This is a genomic window from Streptomyces sp. NPDC031554 (assembly GCF_055580685.1).
Genome location: NZ_JBVIKX010000001.1, coordinates 1,119,913 through 1,138,406, shown reverse-complemented (window position 1 = coordinate 1,138,406; position 18,494 = coordinate 1,119,913). Strand labels below are relative to the sequence as shown.

13 protein-coding genes and 1 riboswitch are annotated in these 18,494 nt (G+C 72.7%); of the genes, 9 read left to right on the top strand and 4 right to left on the bottom strand.

The annotated features are described in order from the left end of the window. Positions 1-6 precede the first annotated feature (6 nt). From nuoL to recQ, 4 genes are all read left to right on the top strand, one after another. The gene (gene nuoL / locus ACZ5FU_RS05045; protein WP_468643157.1) at positions 7-1,995 is read left to right on the top strand and encodes an NADH-quinone oxidoreductase subunit L; all 1,989 of its coding nucleotides are present in this window, start codon (positions 7-9) and stop codon (positions 1,993-1,995) included. Between the two features lie 5 nt (positions 1,996-2,000). Further along, positions 2,001-3,572: an NADH-quinone oxidoreductase subunit M gene (locus tag ACZ5FU_RS05040; RefSeq protein WP_451527051.1), complete on the top strand. Its 1,572-nt coding sequence runs from the start codon at positions 2,001-2,003 to the stop codon at positions 3,570-3,572. Next, positions 3,569-5,218 carry an NADH-quinone oxidoreductase subunit NuoN gene (gene nuoN, locus ACZ5FU_RS05035; protein ID WP_451777681.1) on the top strand — a complete coding sequence of 550 codons (1,650 nt, stop codon included), beginning with the start codon at positions 3,569-3,571 and terminating at the stop codon, positions 5,216-5,218. The genes ACZ5FU_RS05040 and nuoN overlap by 4 nt, the downstream gene beginning before the upstream one ends. Positions 5,219-5,531: 313 nt before the next feature. Next, a complete protein-coding gene (recQ, locus tag ACZ5FU_RS05030; protein ID WP_451527086.1) occupies positions 5,532-7,649 on the top strand; it encodes a DNA helicase RecQ in 2,118 nt (705 codons plus the stop codon). 179 nt (positions 7,650-7,828) lie between these two features. Here the strand turns inward: recQ and ACZ5FU_RS05025 are convergent, their stop codons facing one another. Both ACZ5FU_RS05025 and fahA read right to left on the bottom strand, forming a co-directional pair. Continuing rightward, on the bottom strand, positions 7,829-8,767 hold the full coding sequence (locus tag ACZ5FU_RS05025; RefSeq protein ID WP_451527049.1) for a M56 family metallopeptidase: 939 nt from the start codon (positions 8,765-8,767) through the stop codon (positions 7,829-7,831). 134 nt (positions 8,768-8,901) lie between these two features. After that, the gene (gene fahA / locus ACZ5FU_RS05020; protein WP_469044737.1) at positions 8,902-10,203 is read right to left on the bottom strand and encodes a fumarylacetoacetase; all 1,302 of its coding nucleotides are present in this window, start codon (positions 10,201-10,203) and stop codon (positions 8,902-8,904) included. A 437-nt stretch (positions 10,204-10,640) separates the two neighbouring features. Here fahA and ACZ5FU_RS05015 point away from each other — a divergent pair, with 437 nt between their 5' ends. Then, the gene (locus ACZ5FU_RS05015) at positions 10,641-11,465 is read left to right on the top strand and encodes an HAD family hydrolase (RefSeq protein WP_451527048.1); all 825 of its coding nucleotides are present in this window, start codon (positions 10,641-10,643) and stop codon (positions 11,463-11,465) included. A gap of 82 nt (positions 11,466-11,547) precedes the next feature. Here the strand turns inward: ACZ5FU_RS05015 and ACZ5FU_RS05010 are convergent, their stop codons facing one another. Then, a complete protein-coding gene (locus ACZ5FU_RS05010; RefSeq protein ID WP_451527047.1) occupies positions 11,548-12,018 on the bottom strand; it encodes a transglycosylase SLT domain-containing protein in 471 nt (156 codons plus the stop codon). Between the two features lie 4 nt (positions 12,019-12,022). Continuing rightward, positions 12,023-12,203, bottom strand: a riboswitch (cyclic di-AMP (ydaO/yuaA leader). Between the two features lie 974 nt (positions 12,204-13,177). Here ACZ5FU_RS05010 and ACZ5FU_RS05005 point away from each other — a divergent pair. The 4 genes from ACZ5FU_RS05005 to ACZ5FU_RS04990 all read left to right on the top strand — a co-directional run bounded on the left by ACZ5FU_RS05005 (position 13,178) and on the right by ACZ5FU_RS04990 (position 17,771). After that, positions 13,178-14,188 carry a polyprenyl synthetase family protein gene (locus ACZ5FU_RS05005; RefSeq protein ID WP_451527046.1) on the top strand — a complete coding sequence of 337 codons (1,011 nt, stop codon included), beginning with the start codon at positions 13,178-13,180 and terminating at the stop codon, positions 14,186-14,188. Positions 14,189-14,547: 359 nt separating this feature from the next. Further along, the gene (locus ACZ5FU_RS05000; protein WP_469044433.1) at positions 14,548-15,756 is read left to right on the top strand and encodes a LolA family protein; all 1,209 of its coding nucleotides are present in this window, start codon (positions 14,548-14,550) and stop codon (positions 15,754-15,756) included. A gap of 34 nt (positions 15,757-15,790) precedes the next feature. Then, positions 15,791-16,810, top strand: a complete 1,020-nt coding sequence (locus tag ACZ5FU_RS04995; RefSeq protein ID WP_468643151.1) for an ABC transporter ATP-binding protein — start codon at positions 15,791-15,793, stop codon at positions 16,808-16,810. Further along, positions 16,797-17,771 (top strand): ABC transporter permease, encoded by a 975-nt coding sequence (locus ACZ5FU_RS04990; RefSeq protein WP_469044432.1) that lies wholly within the window; start codon positions 16,797-16,799, stop codon positions 17,769-17,771. The genes ACZ5FU_RS04995 and ACZ5FU_RS04990 overlap by 14 nt, the downstream gene beginning before the upstream one ends. Before the next feature lie 117 nt (positions 17,772-17,888). Here ACZ5FU_RS04990 and ACZ5FU_RS04985 read toward each other — a convergent pair whose 3' ends face one another. Beyond that, positions 17,889-18,476: a flavodoxin family protein gene (locus tag ACZ5FU_RS04985; RefSeq protein WP_451527043.1), complete on the bottom strand. Its 588-nt coding sequence runs from the start codon at positions 18,474-18,476 to the stop codon at positions 17,889-17,891. Positions 18,477-18,494 lie beyond the last annotated feature (18 nt).

The following is an 18,494-nucleotide window of genomic DNA, read 5'->3' as shown; positions in this document are numbered from 1 at the left end:
AGAATCGTGGAGAACCTGATTGCGCTGCTGATCGCGGCGCCCCTGCTCGGAGCGGCCGTCCTCCTGGTCGGTGGCCGGCGGCTCGACGCCGTCGGCCACTGGCTCGGCACACTGCTGGCGGCCGTCTCCTTCGTGATCGGCCTCGTCCTCTTCGCCGGCCTGCTCGGCAAGGACGCCGAGGACCGGACCCTCACGCAACACCTGTTCAGCTGGATCCCGGTCGAGGGCTTCCAGGCGGACGTCGCCTTCCGCCTCGACCAGCTGTCGATGACGTTCGTCCTGCTGATCACGGGCGTCGGCTCGCTGATCCACCTGTACTCGATCGGGTACATGGAGCACGACGAGCGCCGCCGCCGCTTCTTCGGCTACCTGAACCTGTTCCTGGCGGCGATGCTCCTGCTCGTCCTCGCCGACAACTACCTCCTGCTGTACGTCGGCTGGGAGGGCGTCGGCCTCGCCTCCTACCTGCTGATCGGCTTCTGGCAGCACAAGCCCAGCGCCGCCACCGCCGCGAAGAAGGCCTTCCTGGTCAACCGCGTCGGTGACGTGGGCCTGTCGATCGCCATCATGCTGATGTTCACCACCTTCGGCACCTTCGCCTTCGGTCCCCTGCTCGGCACGCCCGAGGAGGCCGGGCTCGCGGGCGGGGCGAGCGAGGGCACGCTCACCGCGATCGCCCTGATGCTGCTGCTCGCGGCCTGCGGCAAGTCCGCCCAGGTGCCGCTGCAGTCCTGGCTCGGGGACGCCATGGAGGGCCCGACGCCCGTCTCGGCCCTCATCCACGCGGCGACGATGGTGACCGCCGGCGTCTACCTGATCGTCCGCTCCGCGGCGATCTTCAACCTGGCGCCCGACGCACAGCTCGTCGTCACGATCGTCGGCGCCGTCACGCTCCTGTTCGGTGCGATCGTCGGTTGCGCCAAGGACGACATCAAGAAGGCCCTGGCCGGCTCGACCATGTCGCAGATCGGCTACATGGTGCTGGCCGCCGGCCTCGGCCCGATCGGCTACGTCTTCGCGATCATGCACCTCGTGACGCACGGCTTCTTCAAGGCCGGCCTGTTCCTCGGCGCCGGTTCGGTCATGCACGGCATGAACGACGAGGTCGACATGCGCAAGTACGGCGGCCTGCGCAGGTACATGCCGGTCACCTTCATCACCTTCGGCCTCGGCTACCTCGCCATCATCGGTTTCCCGGGCCTGTCCGGCTTCTTCTCCAAGGACAAGATCATCGAGGCCGCCTTCGCCAAGGGCGGCACCGAGGGCTGGATCCTCGGCGGCTGCGCGCTGCTGGGCGCGGCCATCACGGCGTACTACATGACGCGCGTGATGCTGATGACGTTCTTCGGCGAGGAGCGCTGGAAGAACCGGCCCACCCGCTCGCCCGAGGCGCCGAGCGCCGAGCCCGCCGCCGCGCACGGCGGTGAGGCCGCGTCCGGTCACGCCGCCGCGACGGCGGAGCCGCACCCGCACGAGTCCCCCAGGTCCATGACGATCCCGATGATCGTGCTGGCCTTCGGATCGGTCTTCGCCGGTGCCTTCTTCAGCATCGGCGACCGCTTCCTGCACTGGCTGGAGCCCGTCACGGGCCACAGCCACGGGGACGCGCCGGTCAGCGCGCTCACGGTCACCCTCGCCACCATGGTGGTGCTGGTGATCGGTGTCGCGGTCGCCTACCTCCAGTACGGCCGCCGCCCCGTCCCGGTCGTCGCCCCGCGCGGTTCCCTGCTCACCAGGGCCGCCCGCCGCGACCTCCTCCAGGACGACTTCAACCACGTCGTCCTGGTCCGCGGCGGCGAGCACCTCACCCGGTCCCTGGTGTACGTCGACCACACCCTGGTCGACGGCGTCGTCAACGGCACGGCGGCCTCGGTCGGCGGCCTCTCCGGGCGCATGCGCAAGCTCCAGAACGGCTTCGCGCGGTCGTACGCGGTCTCGATGTTCGGCGGTGCGGCGGTCCTCATCGCCGCGACCCTGCTGATGAGGGCGGTCTGATACCGATGTCCTTTCCTCTGCTGACAGCGACGGCGGTGCTCCCCGCGATCGGGGCGGTCGCCACGGCCGCCGTCCCGGCCGCGCGGCGCGACGCCGCCAAGACGCTGGCCCTGCTGTTCTCCCTGGCCACGCTCGTCCTCGCGATCGTCGTCCTGGTCCGCTTCGACCCGGACGGCGACCGCTACCAGCTCACCGAGTCCCACTCCTGGATCGCCGAGTTCGGCGTCCGCTACGAACTCGGCGTGGACGGCATCGCGGTGGCGCTCATCGCGCTCACGGCGCTGCTGATCCCGTTCATCGTCCTCGCGGGCTGGCACGACGCCGACCCGCTGGAGACGGGCAGCCGGCGGTGGCGGCCGACGCAGGGCTTCTTCGCCCTGATCCTCGCCGTCGAGGCGATGGTGATCATCTCCTTCGAGGCCACCGACGTCTTCCTGTTCTACATCTTCTTCGAAGCCATGCTGATCCCGATGTACTTCCTCATCGGCGGCTTCGGCGACCGGGCCCACGAGCACGGCGAGGCGGTGGCGTCCACCCAGCGGTCGTACGCGGCCGTGAAGTTCCTGCTCTACAACCTGGCCGGCGGACTGATCATGCTGGCCGCGGTGATCGGGCTGTACGTGGCCGCCGGGAACTTCTCGCTGACGGAGATCGCCCAGGCGCGGGCCGACGGCTCGCTCGACATGGCGACGAACACCGAACGCTGGCTGTTCCTCGGCTTCTTCTTCGCCTTCGCGGTGAAGGCGCCCCTGTGGCCGCTCCACACCTGGCTGCCCAACGCCATGGGAGAGGCCACCACCCCGGTCGCCGTCCTCATCACGGCGGTCGTCGACAAGGTCGGCACCTTCGCGATGCTGCGCTTCTGCCTGCAGCTCTTCCCGGAGGCCAGCAAGTGGGCCACGCCCGTGGTCCTCGTGCTCGCCGTGATCAGCATCATCTACGGCGCGCTGCTCGCCGTCGGGCAGCGGGACATCAAGCGGCTGGTGGCGTACGCGTCGATCTCGCACTTCGGCTTCATCGTCCTGGGCATCTTCGCGATGACCAGCCAGGGCCAGTCCGGCGCGACGCTCTACATGGTCAACCACGGCATCTCGACGGCCGCCCTGATGCTGGTCGCCGGCTTCCTCATCTCGCGGCGCGGCTCGCGGCTCATCGCCGACTACGGCGGTGTGCAGAAGGTCGCCCCCGTGCTCGCCGGCACCTTCCTGATCGGCGGCCTCGCGACCCTGTCGCTGCCCGGACTGGCGCCGTTCGTGAGCGAGTTCCTGGTCCTGGTGGGGACGTTCTCGCGCTATCCGGCGATCGGCGTCGTCGCCACGTTCGGCATCGTCCTCGCCGCGCTCTACACCCTCGTCCTCTACCAGCGGACGATGACCGGTCCGGTCAGGCCGGAGGTCGCCGCGATGCCGGACCTGCGCGTGCGCGAGCTGATGGTCGTCGCGCCGCTGATCGTCCTGCTGATCTTCCTGGGCGTCTACCCGAAGCCGGTCACGGACATCGTGGACCCGGCGGTCAAGCAGACGCTGTCCGACGTACACAAGAAGGACCCCCGGCCCGAGGTGGAGGCGGCCAAGTGAGCACAGCAGTCGTCCACAACCTGTGGACAACGGCGGCCGACCCGATCTCGAAGATCGACGCGCCGAAGATCGAATACGCACAGCTGTCGCCCACCCTGATCGTCGTGGGCGCGGCCGTCGTCGGGATCCTGGTCGAGGCGTTCGTGCCGCGACGGTTCCGCTACCACGCCCAACTGTTCCTGTCCGTCGTCGCGTTGATCGCCGCGTTCGCCGCGGTGGTGGCACTGGCGGCGGACGGGTACGGCACCACCAAGGCCCACATCGCGGCGATGGGCGCGATCGCGGTCGACGGACCGGCCCTGTTCCTCCAGGGCACGATCCTGCTGGCCGCCCTGGTGGGCCTGTTCACCTTCGCCGAACGGCGGCTCGATCCCGAGGCGCACGGCAACCGCGTCGACTCCTTCGCCGCCCAGGCCGCCTCGGTGCCGGGCAGCGACAGCGAGAAGGCGGCGGTCAGGGCGGGCTTCACCACCACCGAGGTCTTCCCGCTGCTGCTGTTCGCCGTCGCGGGCATGCTGGTCTTCCCGGCGGCCAACGACCTGCTGACCCTCTTCATCGCCCTGGAGGTCTTCTCGCTGCCGCTGTACCTGCTGTGCGCGCTGGCCCGTCGCAAGCGGCTGCTCTCCCAGGAGGCGGCGGTCAAGTACTTCCTGCTCGGCTCCTTCGCCTCCGCGTTCACCCTGTTCGGCATCGCCCTGCTGTACGGGTACGCCGGCTCGGTGTCGTACGCGACGATCGCGCAGGTCGTCGACGGCACGGTCCCCGACGTCAGCCCGGCCCTCGCCGACACCATGGGCAACGACGTGCTGCTGCTCATCGGCGCCGCGATGATCGTCATGGGGCTGCTGTTCAAGGTGGGCGCCGTGCCGTTCCACATGTGGACGCCGGACGTCTACCAGGGCGCGCCGACCCCCGTCACCGGCTTCATGGCCGCCGCCACCAAGGTGGCCGCCTTCGGCGCGCTGCTGCGGATCCTCTACGTCGTGCTGCCGGGCCTGCGCTGGGACTGGCGGCCGGTCATGTGGGGCGTCGCGGTCGTCACCATGCTGGGCGGCGCGATCGTCGCGATCACCCAGACCGACATCAAGCGGCTGCTGGCGTACTCGTCGATCGCGCACGCCGGGTTCATCCTCGCGGGTGTCATCGCGACCACGCCGGACGGTGTCTCCTCCGTCCTGTTCTACCTGGGCGCGTACTCGTTCGTGACGATCGGCGCCTTCGCCGTGGTGACGCTGGTGCGCGACGCCGGCGGCGAGGCGACGCACCTGTCCAAGTGGGCCGGTCTCGGCCGCCGGTCGCCGCTGGTGGCGGCCGTGTTCGCGGTGTTCCTGCTGGCCTTCGCCGGTATTCCGCTGACCTCCGGGTTCGCGGGCAAGTTCGCCGTGTTCAAGGCGGCGGCGGAGGGAGGTGCGGCGCCGCTCGTCGTGGTCGGTGTGATCTCGTCGGCGATCGCCGCGTTCTTCTACATCCGCGTCATCGTCCTGATGTTCTTCAGCGAGCCGCGGCCCGAGGGACCCACCGTCGCCGTGCCCTCGCCCCTGACGATGACGACGATCGGGGTGGGCGTGGCGGTCACCCTGGTGCTCGGCGTGGCACCGCAGTACTTCCTGGACCTGGCGAGCCAGGCGGGGGTGTTCGTGCGGTGACGCGCTGACGCGCTGAGTGCCTGTGCCGGGCCCCGGCTCCCCGAGGTGGGGGGCCGGGGCCCGCCGTGTGCGCCGGAGCGGGGGCGGGGGCGGGGGGCACGTCCGGCGGGGGTCCGGCGTCCCGTGGGTGTCCGGGGTCCGGCGGGGGTCCGGCACGCGGGGGAGTCCGGTGTCCGGTGGGTCTCCGGCCCGCGTGGTCGCGGCGTCGCGCGGCCGGCGGATCGGCGCGGACCTGTGGACAACTCCGGCGGTGTCGGTCCGGACCCCTATCGTGGACGCAGTGGTCGAGGGACGACGTACGGGGGACGGGACGATGCGAGGGACGGGCGGGATCAGGGAGATGCCAGCAACCACCGAGATGCCGGGCACGGAGAGCGAGGCGCTGGCCACGCTCCACCGGGTCTTCGGGTACGAGTCCTTCCGGGGCGAGCAGGGCGAGGTCATCGAGCACGTGGTGGCCGGCGGGGACGCGGTCGTCCTCATGCCGACCGGCGGCGGCAAGTCGCTCTGCTACCAGATCCCCTCCCTGGTCCGGCCGGGCACGGGCGTCGTCGTCTCCCCGCTGATCGCGCTGATGCAGGACCAGGTGGACGCGCTGCGGGCCCTGGGCGTGCGGGCCGGGTTCGTGAACTCCACGCAGGACTTCGACGAGCGGCGCACGGTCGAGGCCGAGTTCCTGGCCGGCGAGCTGGACCTGCTCTACCTGGCGCCGGAGCGGCTGCGCCTGGACGCCACGCTGAACCTGCTCTCGCGCGGCAAGATCTCCGTCTTCGCCATCGACGAGGCCCACTGCGTGTCCCAGTGGGGGCACGACTTCCGCCCCGACTACCTCGCCCTCTCCCTGCTGGGCGAGCGCTGGCCCGACGTCCCGCGGATCGCCCTCACCGCCACGGCCACCCACGCGACGCACCAGGAGATCACGCAGCGGCTGCGCATGCCGACGGCCCGGCACTTCGTGGCGAGCTTCGACCGGCCCAACGTCCAGTACCGGATCGTGCCGAAGGCCGACCCCAGGAAGCAGCTGCTGGGCTTCCTGCGCGAGGAGCACGCCGGCGACGCGGGCATCGTCTACTGCCTGTCGCGCAACTCCGTCGAGAAGACCGCCGAGTTCCTCTCCCGCAACGGCATCGAGGCCGTGCCGTACCACGCCGGTCTGGACGCGGGCACGCGCGCGGCGCACCAGTCGCGGTTCCTGCGGGAGGAGGGCCTGGTCGTGTGCGCGACCATCGCCTTCGGCATGGGCATCGACAAGCCGGACGTGCGGTTCGTCGCCCACCTCGACCTGCCCAAGTCGATCGAGGGCTACTACCAGGAGACGGGTCGCGCGGGCCGTGACGGACTGCCCTCGACGGCCTGGATGGCCTACGGACTCAACGACGTCATCCAGCAGCGCAAGATGATCCAGTCGAGCGAGGGCGACGAGGCGTTCCGGCGCCGAGCCGCCGCCCACCTCGACTCGATGCTGGCCCTGTGCGAGACCGCCCGGTGCCGCCGCGGGCAGCTCCTGGCCTACTTCGGCCAGGAACCGGACCCCCAGGGCTGCGGCAACTGCGACACCTGTCTCACGCCCCCGCAGACCTGGGACGGCACGGTCGCGGCGCAGAAGGTGCTGTCGACGGTGGTGCGGCTGCAGCGGGAGCGCGGGCAGAAGTTCGGCGCGGTGCAGATCATCGACATCCTGCTGGGCAGACGCACGGCCAAGGTGATCCAGTTCGACCACGACCGGCTGTCGGTGTTCGGCATCGGCGAGGAGCTGTCCGAGGGCGAATGGCGCGGCGTCGTGCGGCAGATGCTGGCACAGGGGCTGCTCGCCGTCGAGGGGGACTACGGCACGCTGGTGCTGACGGACTCCAGCGGGGAGGTGCTGCGCCGCGAGCGCGAGGTGCCGCTGCGCAAGGAGCCGGAGAAGCCGGTGTCGGCGAAGGCGGCGGGTTCCGCCTCCGGCAAGGGCAGGGGCAAGGCGAAGGCCGCCGCGGTCGAACTGCCCGAGGCGCTGCTCCCCGCCTTCGAGGCCCTGCGCGCCTGGCGCGCCGAACAGGCCCGTGAACAGGGCGTTCCGGCGTACGTCATCTTCCACGACGCCACGCTGCGGGAGATCGCCACGGCCTGGCCGACGTCCGTGCGGGAGCTGGGCGGGATCAGCGGAGTCGGCGAGAAGAAGCTGGCGACGTACGGGGAGGGGGTGATCGGCGTCCTGGCGTCGCTGGGCGAGGCCCCGGACCCGGCGTCCGGCACCGTACCGGCGTCCGGCACCGCACCGATCTCCGGTGCCGCTTCGGACCCCGCCCCGGCCCCGGCCCTCGGGGCGGACGCGGGCTCCGGGAAGGCCTCCGGCGCCGTGTCCGCCGCGGGCGGCGCGCCCTTCGCCGACGGGACCGACGACCACTGGCCCGAGATGGACGAGGAGCCGGAGCCCGAGGACTGGGGATAGGGGACCGGCAGCCGGGCGGGCAGCCGGGGCCGGCCATCCCGGCTCGGGCATCCGGGCTCAGACACCTGGGATCGGACACTCGAAGGCCGGGCGCCCGGGCTCGGGTGCCCCGTGGTCGGGTGTCCTGGGTCCGGTGTCCAGGGGCGGAGTTCCGGGTTCCGGCCGTCCCCGGGCCGGGTTCAGGCCAGTGCGGTCAGCCCCGGCGCGAAGGTGATCAGCAGCGGGAGCAGGGGGACCAGCGCCGCCACGGCCGTCGTCAGGGCCCGGTGCCTGCGCAGCAGCCGTGGGGGCGGCTGCAGGAGACGGTCCACCCGTTCGCCCAGGAGGCGGTGGGAGGACGCGCAGGACAGGACGCCCCGGTGCTGGTTCAGCTCGATCAGCGCGAGGGCGGTCGTGAGGTGACCGCAGCGGCGGGACGCCGTGTCGTCGGCGGAGAGCTCGACCAGGCGGTGGGTCTGGTCGCAGAAGTGGGCGAACAGCGGGACGCGCGGGAATCCGGTGGCCAGGGCCGTCGACAGGTGCAGCAGCCAGTCGTGGTGGGCGCGGGCGTGGCTCCGTTCGTGGGTGAGGACCGCGTCGATCTGGTGGGAGGTGAGGCGGTGCAGGGCGCCGGTGGTCACGACCAGCTGGGACGGGCTGCCGGGCATCCACCAGGCGTCCGGGTAGTCGTCCTCGAGCACCAGCAGGGGCCCCCGGGCGGAGGGCAGCCCCGCGGGCAGGTCGGGCGCGCGCTCCCGCAGGTGGGCGCGGGCCAGGCCGCGGCGCCGGCGGGCCTCGACCAGCTCGCGGGCGAGCATCGCGGTGGTCCAGGCGGCACCGCAGGCCAGCAGCAGCGTGAGCGCCGTCGCCCACGCCGGGGCGGTCGAGAGGTCGTAGGCCTCCGTCACGGCCGGTGGCGCCGGGGCGAAGACCTGGGTGCGCACGGTGTGGAAGACGGCGGCCGCCCCCAGCACGAGCGCCGTCAGACAGCACAGCAGCACCGTGGCGACCAGGCACTGCCACACCCACAGCGCCACCACCGGCTCCCGCTCGGGCCACTCGGCCCGGGTCAGCGTGCGCGGCACCGGCACGGCGGCGGCGAGGGCGACGACGCTCAACAGGAGCAGGCAGAGGGTCATCGCCGTGGGCTCCGGATCCTGGCCGGGGAGAACGGGCCGGTGACGACGGCGGTTCCGTGCTCCGGGACGGTGGGTGCGACGGGCCCGGCGCGGGACCGTTCCCGCCGTCAGTATGACGGCGGGAACGGCCGGAGTCAGCCCGTGCGCACCCGCCCGCTCACCTCGCCCAGACCGACCCGCAGCCCGTTCGGGCCGGGAGCCCAGGCCGACAGGGTCACCACGTCCCCGTCCTCCAGGTACGTCCGCTTGCCGTCGGGGAGTTCCAGGGGGTCGCGGCCGTTCCAGGACAGCTCCAGGAGGGAGCCGCGCTGGTGCGCGTCCGGGCCGCTCACCGTGCCGGAGCCGTAGAGGTCACCGGTGCGTAGGGAGGCGCCGTTGACCGTCAGGTGGGCGAGCTGCTGGGCGGCCGTCCAGTACATGGTGGAGAAGGGGGGCTCGGAGACGACGTGGCCGTTGACGGCGACCGAGATGCGCAGGTCGTAACCGGCGGGCTCGGTGGCGGAGTCGTCGAGGTAGGGCAGCAGGGGGTGGGTGCGCTCGGGGGGCGACAGCCGCGCCTCCTCCAGTGCCTCCAGCGGGGTGATCCACGCCGACACCGAGGTGGCGAAGGACTTCCCGAGGAAGGGGCCGAGGGGGACGTACTCCCAGGCCTGGATGTCACGCGCCGACCAGTCGTTGAGGAGGCACAGGCCGAAGACGTGCTCGCGGAAGCCGGTCAGCGGGACCGGGTGTCCCTGCCGCGACGGCGTGCCCACCACGAAGCCGACCTCCGCCTCGATGTCGAGCCGCCGGGTCGGGCCGAAGTCGGGGGCCGGATCGGCGGGTGCCTTGCGCTGGCCCGACGGGCGCACGACGTCCGTGCCGGAGACCACGACCGTGCCGGCACGGCCGTGGTAGCCGATCGGAAGGTGCTTCCAGTTCGGCAGCAGGGTGTCCGCGGCGTCCGGGCGGAAGATGGCGCCCGCGTTCCGGGCGTGGTGCTCGGAGGCGTAGAAGTCGACGTAGTCGGCCACCTCGAACGGCAGGTGCAGGGTCACCGAGGAGAGGGGGTGCAGGAAGGGGAGCAGCGTGTCCCGGCGGGAGGGGTCCGTGACCCACTCGGTCAGCTCCCGGCGCACCTGGGACCAGACCGTACGGCCCGCCGCCAGCAGCGGGTTGAGGGTCGGGCGGCCGAGCAGGCCGGCGTGCGGGGAGCCGAGGGCCCGGGCCGCCGCACCGGCGTCGAGCACGTGGTCGCCGAGCCGTACGCCGACGGTCCGCTGCCCGGAGCCGGAGCCGGAGCCGGAGCCGGAGTCGGAGTCGGAGTCGGAGCCGGAATCGGAGTCGGACAAGGACTCGGAGTCGGACAAGGACTCGGAGTCGGACAGGGAGAAGACGCCGTACGGGAGGTTGTGCGGGCCGAAGGGGTCGCCCTCGGGGAGGTCGAAGGGGGCCAAGGGGGGCATCGGGTGCTGCCTCACTTTCCTGCTCGCCATCTGTTCGCCAGGTCTGCGCCTGCGTTCGCCGTGGCCGGGTGCCGGCCACGCGCAGGTGCTCCGCGGGTGCTCTGCGGGTACGCCGAGCCGCGGCACACGTTACGGCCGACCTCGCGGGAGGGACACCGCGGCGGCACCGGAGCGACACGGGAACGAGAACGGGAACGACGACGGGAACGACACGGGGACCGCGGACGAGGCGGTCCGGCAGGAGCGCTCGGCCTCCGTTCGCGCGCGGTGAGTCAGGCCCGGCCCGCACCGGACGGACCCGGGCCCGCACGGGCGCCGTCGAACCCGCCGGACGCGTCGACCGGTGGCGGCGCGCGGCCCGGACGGGAAGGAGGCGGGCGCCGAACCGGGGGTGAGTGGGAGCCCGTTGCGGTCCGTATTCTCTGATCATGGCCGCACCCATCGCACCCGCCGCGCGCTGCGCGTACCCCCTCGTCGCCACCGACCTGGACGGCACGCTCCTGCGCGGCGACGACACCTTCTCCGACCGGTCGCTCGACGCGCTCGCGAGGGTGGCGGCCGCCGGCGCCCGCCACCTCGTGGTGACCGGCCGGCCGGCCCCCCGCGTACGGCCGCTGCTGGACGTCCTGCGCGGCCGCGGGCTCGCGGTGTGCGGACAGGGCGCGCAGCTGTACGACGCCGCGACGGACCGTCTGCTGTGGTCGGTCACCCTGGACCGGGAACTGGCCGAGACGGCGCTCGGCAAGATCGAGGCCGAGGTGGGCGAGGTGTACGCGGCGGTCGACCAGGACGGCGTCGACGGGCTCACGCTCATCGAACCGGGCTACCTGATGCCGCACCCGACGCTGCCGGCCCTGCGCGTCGCGGCGCGCGACGACCTGTGGTGCGAGCCGATCAGCAAGGTCCTGCTGCGCCATCCCACGCTGTCCGACGACGAGTTGGCGGCGACGGCCCGTTCGGTGGTCGGCTCGCTGGCCACCGTCACGATGTCCGGGCCGGGCACGGTGGAGCTCCAGCCGTGCGGCGTCACCAAGGCGACCGGACTGGCCCTGGCGGCCGAGCACCTCGGACTGCGGCCGCAGGACACGATCGCCTTCGGCGACATGCCCAACGACCTGCCGATGTTCCGGTGGGCGGCGCACGGCGTGGCGATGGCCAACGCCCATCCGGAACTCAAGGCGGTGGCGGACGAGGTGACGACGTCGAACGAGGACGACGGCGTGGCCGTCGTCCTCGAAAGACTGTTTCCCTAGGGCCCGCCCGGCGGATCACGCCGGAGACGCGGGCCCCGTCACCGAGGCCCCCGCCCCCTGGCGGACCGGTGGGGGGCGGCCGTCAGTAGGCGCCGAAGACGTTGTCGATGGAGCCGTACCGCTGGGCCGCGTAGTTGCAGGCGGCGGTGATGTTGGCGACCGGGTCGTACGGGTCGAAGGCGGTGCCGGCCACGTGGTACGCGGCGAAGGTCGGGTCGATGACCTGGAGCAGGCCCTTGGACGGGATGCCCGCGGCCGCGTTGGAGTCCCACAGGTTGATGGCGTTCGGGTTGCCCGAGGACTCGCGCATGACGTTGCGGTGGATGCCGTCGTAGGTGCCCGGAATGCCCTTTTCGGCCATGATCGCGAGGGACTCGCGGATCCAGCCGTCGAGGTTGTCGGTGTACCCGGCCGTCGTGGTGGCCGACGTCGTGGTGGCCGCGGAGGCGCTGGTCGAGCCGATGAGCGGGAGGGCCAGCACGGCGGCGCCGGTGGCGGCGACGGCGAGGGTGCGGGCGAGGCGGGTGCGGCGGGGCTGAACGGCGGCAGACATGCGAAAGGTTCCTCTCCAGCGCCTGCGAGGTGAGCTGTCGGGTTCGGGCTGGAAAGTGCCCGGCCGGTCGCCGCGGGGAGGCGGCGACGCGACTTCACCCCGAGCCGGTCCGGTGCGTGCGTGACGTACGGTCCGGCGACTTACCTGGGTCCCCCGCTCCTGCCGTGCGTGAGTGTCGGTCGATGGGAGCCGGGCGGCGGCAGGATGAGGCGTCTGCCCGACAGGCCGGGAACGTATGCGAGAGCGCGTGTCCGGAACAAGTGCCGGATTCACAGATCGCCCCTATTGACCTTGATCGGGGGAATGTGTCTGCTTGATCCTTTGTGTTCACCGGGCGCCAACTCGCCGAAGAACAAAGCGGAATCACAGCTTCCGATCCGGAGCGGCCGCGCGGGCGCGCAGTGAGCCAACTCACCAGCGTCCACAAGAAGGGTAAAACGGGCATTGAGTCTCAAGTCCCTTTTAAAGGGGCGTGCGTGAGGGCGCGTGCGGGGGGTGTGCCTTCGACGGGCCGGGAGGAACGTCGTCCCGTCGCCCCCTCGTTCCCTTCGTGCGTGCCGCTCCGGCCGCCGCCGGACGTGCCCGTCGACGCCGCCGCCGCGGGGCGGGCTCGTCCGGCGGCGGCCGGCGTGTGAGGGCGTGGGCGAGGGCTTCGTCGGGCAGACGGATGCGGAGGCGTTCGTGGGCGTCTCGCGGGTGCCTCGCTGAGGCGTCTCGCGGGGGAGGGGAGGACGGATGCACGGGTGCGCGGCTCCCTCCCGCGGGGGCGACGCAGGGGCGTGTCCGGTCGCCGCGGCCGGGAAGGGGCGCGGCCGGCCGGCCGGGATCGCCGGCCGGAACCGTCGGGCGGGGGTGTCGGCCGGAACCGTCGGGCGAGGATGTCGGCCGGTTCCGCGACCCGCCCGGACCGCTCGTACCGGCCGCCCGCCAGGCCGTTCTCACCGGCCGCTGCCACCGACCGGTCGGCGACATGACGGTCGCGATCCGGAGCCGTCCGGCCGCTCGGGGCGCGCCTCCCGGTCGGGCGAAGTTCGAGACGGGGGGACGTGGGGCCTGTCGGTGATCGAAACGTGACCGGATACGCTGACTTGAGTGAGGGCAGCGACCTATCGACAAGCCGCGTAATCGCCAGAAGACACCAGCAGACAGGAGACCCCTCGTGACCGTCGTCGGGCCGTTCGGGCTGAGCGTGCGGGACCAGGCTCTGGAAGCCGATGTCCAGGCCGGATTGACGGCTGTCGAGGAAGGCTTGCTCGAGGCCACCAAGAGCGAGGTCCCGTTCATCACGGGGGCCGCGCAGCACCTGGTCAGGGCGGGTGGGAAGCGGTTCAGGCCACTGCTCGTGATGCTCGCCGCGCAGTTCGGCGACCCGTACGCGCCCGGCATCGTGCCCTCCGCCGTGGTGGTGGAGCTGACCCACCTGGCCACGCTCTACCACGACGACGTGATGGACGAGGCCGAGGTGCGGCGCGGGGTCCCCAGCGCGAACACCCGCTGGGGGAACTCGGTCGCCGTCCTCACCGGCGACTTCCTGTTCGCCCGCGCCTCCCACATCCTCGCCGACCTCGGGCCCGAGGCGGTGCGGGTGCAGGCGGAGGCGTTCGAGCGGCTGGTCACCGGACAGATCCTGGAGACGGCCGGGCCCACCGACGGACGGGACCCCGTCGAGCACTACCTCGACGTGCTCGGCGGCAAGACCGGCTCGCTGGTCGCGGTGTCGTGCCGGTTCGGCGCGATGATGTCGGGCGCCGACGAGACGGTCGTGCACGTGCTCACCCAGTACGGCGAGCGGCTGGGCGTCGCCTTCCAGCTCGCCGACGACGTGCTCGACATCGCGTCGGACTCGCACGAGTCGGGGAAGACGCCCGGGACGGACCTGCGGGAGGGCATCCCCACGCTGCCGGTGCTGCGGCTGCGCGAGCGGGCCGCCCGGCTGGCCCTGCCCGAGGACATCGCGCTGTGCGAGCTGCTCGACTCCGACCTCAGCGACGACGCCCGGCTCGCCGAGGCGCTGGCGGCGCTGCGCGGCCACCCCGCGCTGGAGCAGGCCCGGCGGGACACCGTGCGGTACGCCGAGGAGGCCCGGGCGGCGCTGGTGCCGCTGCGGGAGTGCGACGCGAAGGTGGCGCTGATGGAGCTGTGCGACGCGGTGGTCCACCGGGCGGGATGAGCCGCGGCGGTCCGCCCGGCGGGGTGACGCGTACGGGGCGGGCCCTGCCCGCTCCGCCCGCCCTCCCCCCGTCGTCGGCCCGCCCCCTTCGGCCCCCGGTCTCCGCCCGCGCCCCCGGTCTCCGCCCGCCTCACCCGGTCTCCGTCCCCCACCCCACCCTGACGCCCCCGCCCCCGCGTCATACCCCAGGCGTACGCCGACTTGAGTCCTCGGGCTGACGCGAGCGGGTGGCTCGTTTGGTCAGATGGAGGCTACGGAAATCACCGCTCCTCACCGATTCGGGTGAGAATGGCGGCTCGGGCGGGGGACGACGACCCGCGCGACGACCGGCCGCCGCCGACGACGGAGGTAAGGCACACATGGCACCGTACGCATCCGACGACAGCACCCACGCCGGGGAGGCCGACGACCTGCGGGTCGGGCGGCGCAGGGCGGTGCGGTACATCGTTCCGGTCACCGTGGTGGGTGTCGCGGCGGCGACGATCGGGCTGGTCCCGGCGCTCGCCGACTCGGGGGACCCCGACCTGCCGAAGATCACCGCACAGCAGCTCATCGAGAAGATCGCCGCGTCGGACGTGCAGCAGCTCTCCGGCACGGTGAAGATCACCACCGACCTCGGCCTGCCCGACCTGGGCGGCCTGGAGAGCGGACTGCTCTCCGGAGCCGCCGGGGGCGACGACGGCGGGTCCTCCGCCGACCCCTCCACCAAACTCACCGCGCTCGCCTCCGGCACGCACACCCTGCGCGTCGCCGCCGACGGCCCGGACCGGCAGAAGCTGTCGCTCCTGGAGAGCGCCGCCGAGTACAGCCTCATCCACAACGGCAAGGACGTGTGGGGGTACGACAGCGCCTCCAACGAGGTCCACCACTCCACCGTCGAGCAGGGGAAGGCCGCCGAGCCCGTCCCGGCCACGCCCAAGGACCTCACCGACGAGGCGCTGAAGGCCGTGGACGACACCACGTCCGTGACCGTGGACGGCACCGTCCAGGTCGCCGGCCGCGACGCCTACAAGCTGCTGGTCGAGCCCAAGCAGTCCGGTTCGACCGTCGGCGCGATCAGCGTGGCCGTGGACGCGAGGACGGGGCTGCCGCTCAAGTTCACGCTCACCCCGGCGAGCGGCGGCGCCGCGGTCGTCGACGCCGGCTTCACCCAGGTCAGTTTCGCCAGGCCGAGTGCCGCCACCTTCGACTTCACCCCGCCCGAGGGGGCCCGGGTGACCGAGGGGGACGGCAAGGACACCACGGGCGCGGAGCCCGCGCCGTCCGAGGGGGCGAAGGAGGGCTTCGCCCAGGGCCTCGCCGGGCTCGACGTCCTCGGCGAGGGCTGGACCTCCGTCGCCACCTTCGACACCGGCGGTGAGGGTGTCCCCTCCTCCGGCGACCTTCCCGACGCGGGCGCTCTCGGCGGGTTCCTGGACTCCTTCGGCGACAAGGTCGACGGCGCGTTCGGCTCGGGCACCGTCTTCTCCACCCGCCTGGTCAACGCCCTGGTCACGGACGACGGCAAGCTCTACGTCGGCGCCGTCACCAAGGACGCCCTCGTGAAGGCGGCGGACGGGGAGCGCTGAGTACCCTGGCGTGAACCGACGATCGGGGGAGCCGATGGACGACGACGAGCCGGCGGCGCGGACGCCGTCCCCTCCGCCCGCTCCGGGCGTCGCCGGTGCCGGTTCGCACGGCGTCACGGACGGCGACACCGTCATCCGCACCCGCGCCCTCACCAAGCGCTACCGCGGCGGACAGCTCGCCGTCGACGGCCTCGACCTGGCCGTCCCGGCGGGCAGCGTCTTCGGCTTCCTCGGCCCGAACGGCTCCGGCAAGACCACCACCATCCGCATGCTGATGGGCCTGATCGCGCCCACCTCCGGCACGGCGCGGGTGCTGGGGCACCCCATGCCCCGCGCGTCCCGCGCCGTGCTCCCGCACGTCGGCGCCCTCATCGAGGGGCCCGCCCTCTACGGCTTCCTCTCCGGCCGCGACAACCTGCTGCGCTACGACGCCGCCGACCCGACCGCCGACCCCCGCACCCGGCGCGCCCGCGTGGCCGAGGCACTGGACCGGGTCGGCCTGACGACCGCCGCCGGCAAGAGGGCGAAGGCGTACTCGCTCGGCATGAAGCAGCGGCTGGGCCTGGCCGCGGCCCTGCTCCAGCCCCGTCGGCTGCTGGTCCTGGACGAGCCGACCAACGGTCTCGACCCGCAGGGCATGCGCGAGATCCGCGTCCTCGTGCGGGAACTGGCGGCGGACGGCACCACGGTCTTCCTCTCCTCCCACCTCCTCGACGAGATCGAGCAGGTCTGCACGCACGCGGCCGTCATGGCACGCGGACGGCTCCTCACCCAGGGGCCGGTGGCGGACCTGGCGGCCCGCGCACGCGGCCGGCTCGCCGTGACCACCCCGGACCCGGCGGACGCGGCCCGGGTGCTGAAGGAACAGGGTGTGGCGGACGTCGTCGTCACCGGGGACCGGGTGACGGGCGAGCCCGCCGACCGCGAACCCGCCGAACTGAACGCCGCGTTGGTGACGGCAGGCGTCCGGGTGCGGGGCTTCGGCGTGGAACGGGCCTCTCTGGAGGACGCGTTCGTCGCACTCACGGGAGAGGGTTTCGATGTCGCGGGCTGAGCGGACCGGACGTGCCGGAGCGGAGGCCGTGCCGGGGGCGGCACCGGAGGCCGTGCCGGCGGCGGGGGCGGCACCGCGAACCGTGCCGCGGGACGGGGGGAACCTCCGGCGGGTGAGCCCCTGGTGGGGCCTCGGCCTCTTCCGCAGCGAACTGTCCGTCACCCTGCGCCGCGGGCGCACCCTCGCCCTGCTCGGTGTGCTGGCCGCCGTACCGGTGCTCGTCGGGATCGCCGTGAAGATCGAGACCGGTGACGGGACGACCGGCGGCCGGCAGGGCGGCGGCGGTGAGGGACCGGCCTTCATGGCGCAGATCACCAACAACGGCCTGTTCCTGGTGTTCACGGCGCTGGCCGCCACGCTGCCGTTCTTCCTGCCGATGGCCGTCGGCGTCGTCGCGGGGGACGCGGTCGCCGGCGAGGCGAACGCCGGCACCCTGCGCTACCTCCTCGTCGCCCCCGCCGGCCGCACCCGCCTGCTGCTCGCCAAGTACGCGGCCACGGCGACCTTCTGCCTGCTGGCCACCCTGGTCGTCGCGGTGTCGGCACTGGCGGTCGGCGCGCTGCTGTTCCCGCTCGGCGACCTCACGACCATCTCCGGCACCCGCATCTCCTTCGCCGACGGCCTGGGCCGGGCCCTGCTGATCTCCCTGGCCGTCACCGCCTCGCTGCTCGGCGTGGCAGCGCTCGGAGTGTTCGTCTCCACGCTCACCGACAGTGGCATCGCGGCCATGGCGACGACCGTGGGCCTGCTCATCACCGTGCAGATCCTCGACCAGATCCCGCAGCTGCACGCGATCCAGCCGTACCTCTTCTCCCACCACTGGCTGTCCTTCGCCGACCTCGTGCGCGACCCCGTCCGCTGGGAGGAGATCCGCAAGAACCTCGGACTCCAGGCGGTGTACGTCGCCGTGTTCGGGTCGGCGGCCTGGGCGCGGTTCACGGCGAAGGACGTGACGGCGTGACGGTGTGACGGTGTGCCGGAGCGAAGGTGCGTCGGAGCGAGGGTGCGTCGGCGTGAGGGCGTGTCGGCGTGACGGCCTTCGCCCGCCGGCTTCCCCGCGGCGGGCGGGCGAAGGCCGTCAGCCGGTCTCGAACGTGTAGCGGGCGAGCGGCGCCGGCCCCTCGAAGAAGGTCTTCGCACGGGCCAGCGCCCGCGCGTCGTCCAGGACGTCACCCGGCTTGCTGCCGTTCCCGAGCAGCACCCCGCCGAACCGCATCCGCAGGTACGCGGCCGAGTTCCCCAACGCGCCGACCAGCGGGTCCGCCACCGCCCGCTCCTCCTCGGCGAGCACCGTGACACCCCACAGGGTGCGTCCGGCGAGGGTCGCCGCGAAGTCGACGCCGGGGGTGCGCAGCCAGCCGGACCAGTGGTCCAGGTAGCGCTTGGCCTGCCCGGACAGCGTGTACCAGTACAGCGGCGAGGCGATCACGATGTCCGTCGCCGCGAGCGTGGCGTCGAGCAGCAGGGCCGCCGCGCCCTCGGTGGGACGGACGTGGTCGGTGTCGTGGCGCCGGTCCTCGAAGTCGGGCAGCGGATGCTCGACGAGGCTGATCCACTCCTGCTCCACGTCGGCCGGCAGTTGTTCGGCGGCCGCGCGGGCGAGCTGCTCCGTGTTGCCGCCGGGGCGGCTGCTGCCCAGCACGAACAGGAAACGGCGAGTGCTCATGGGTTCCCCAGAAGGTCG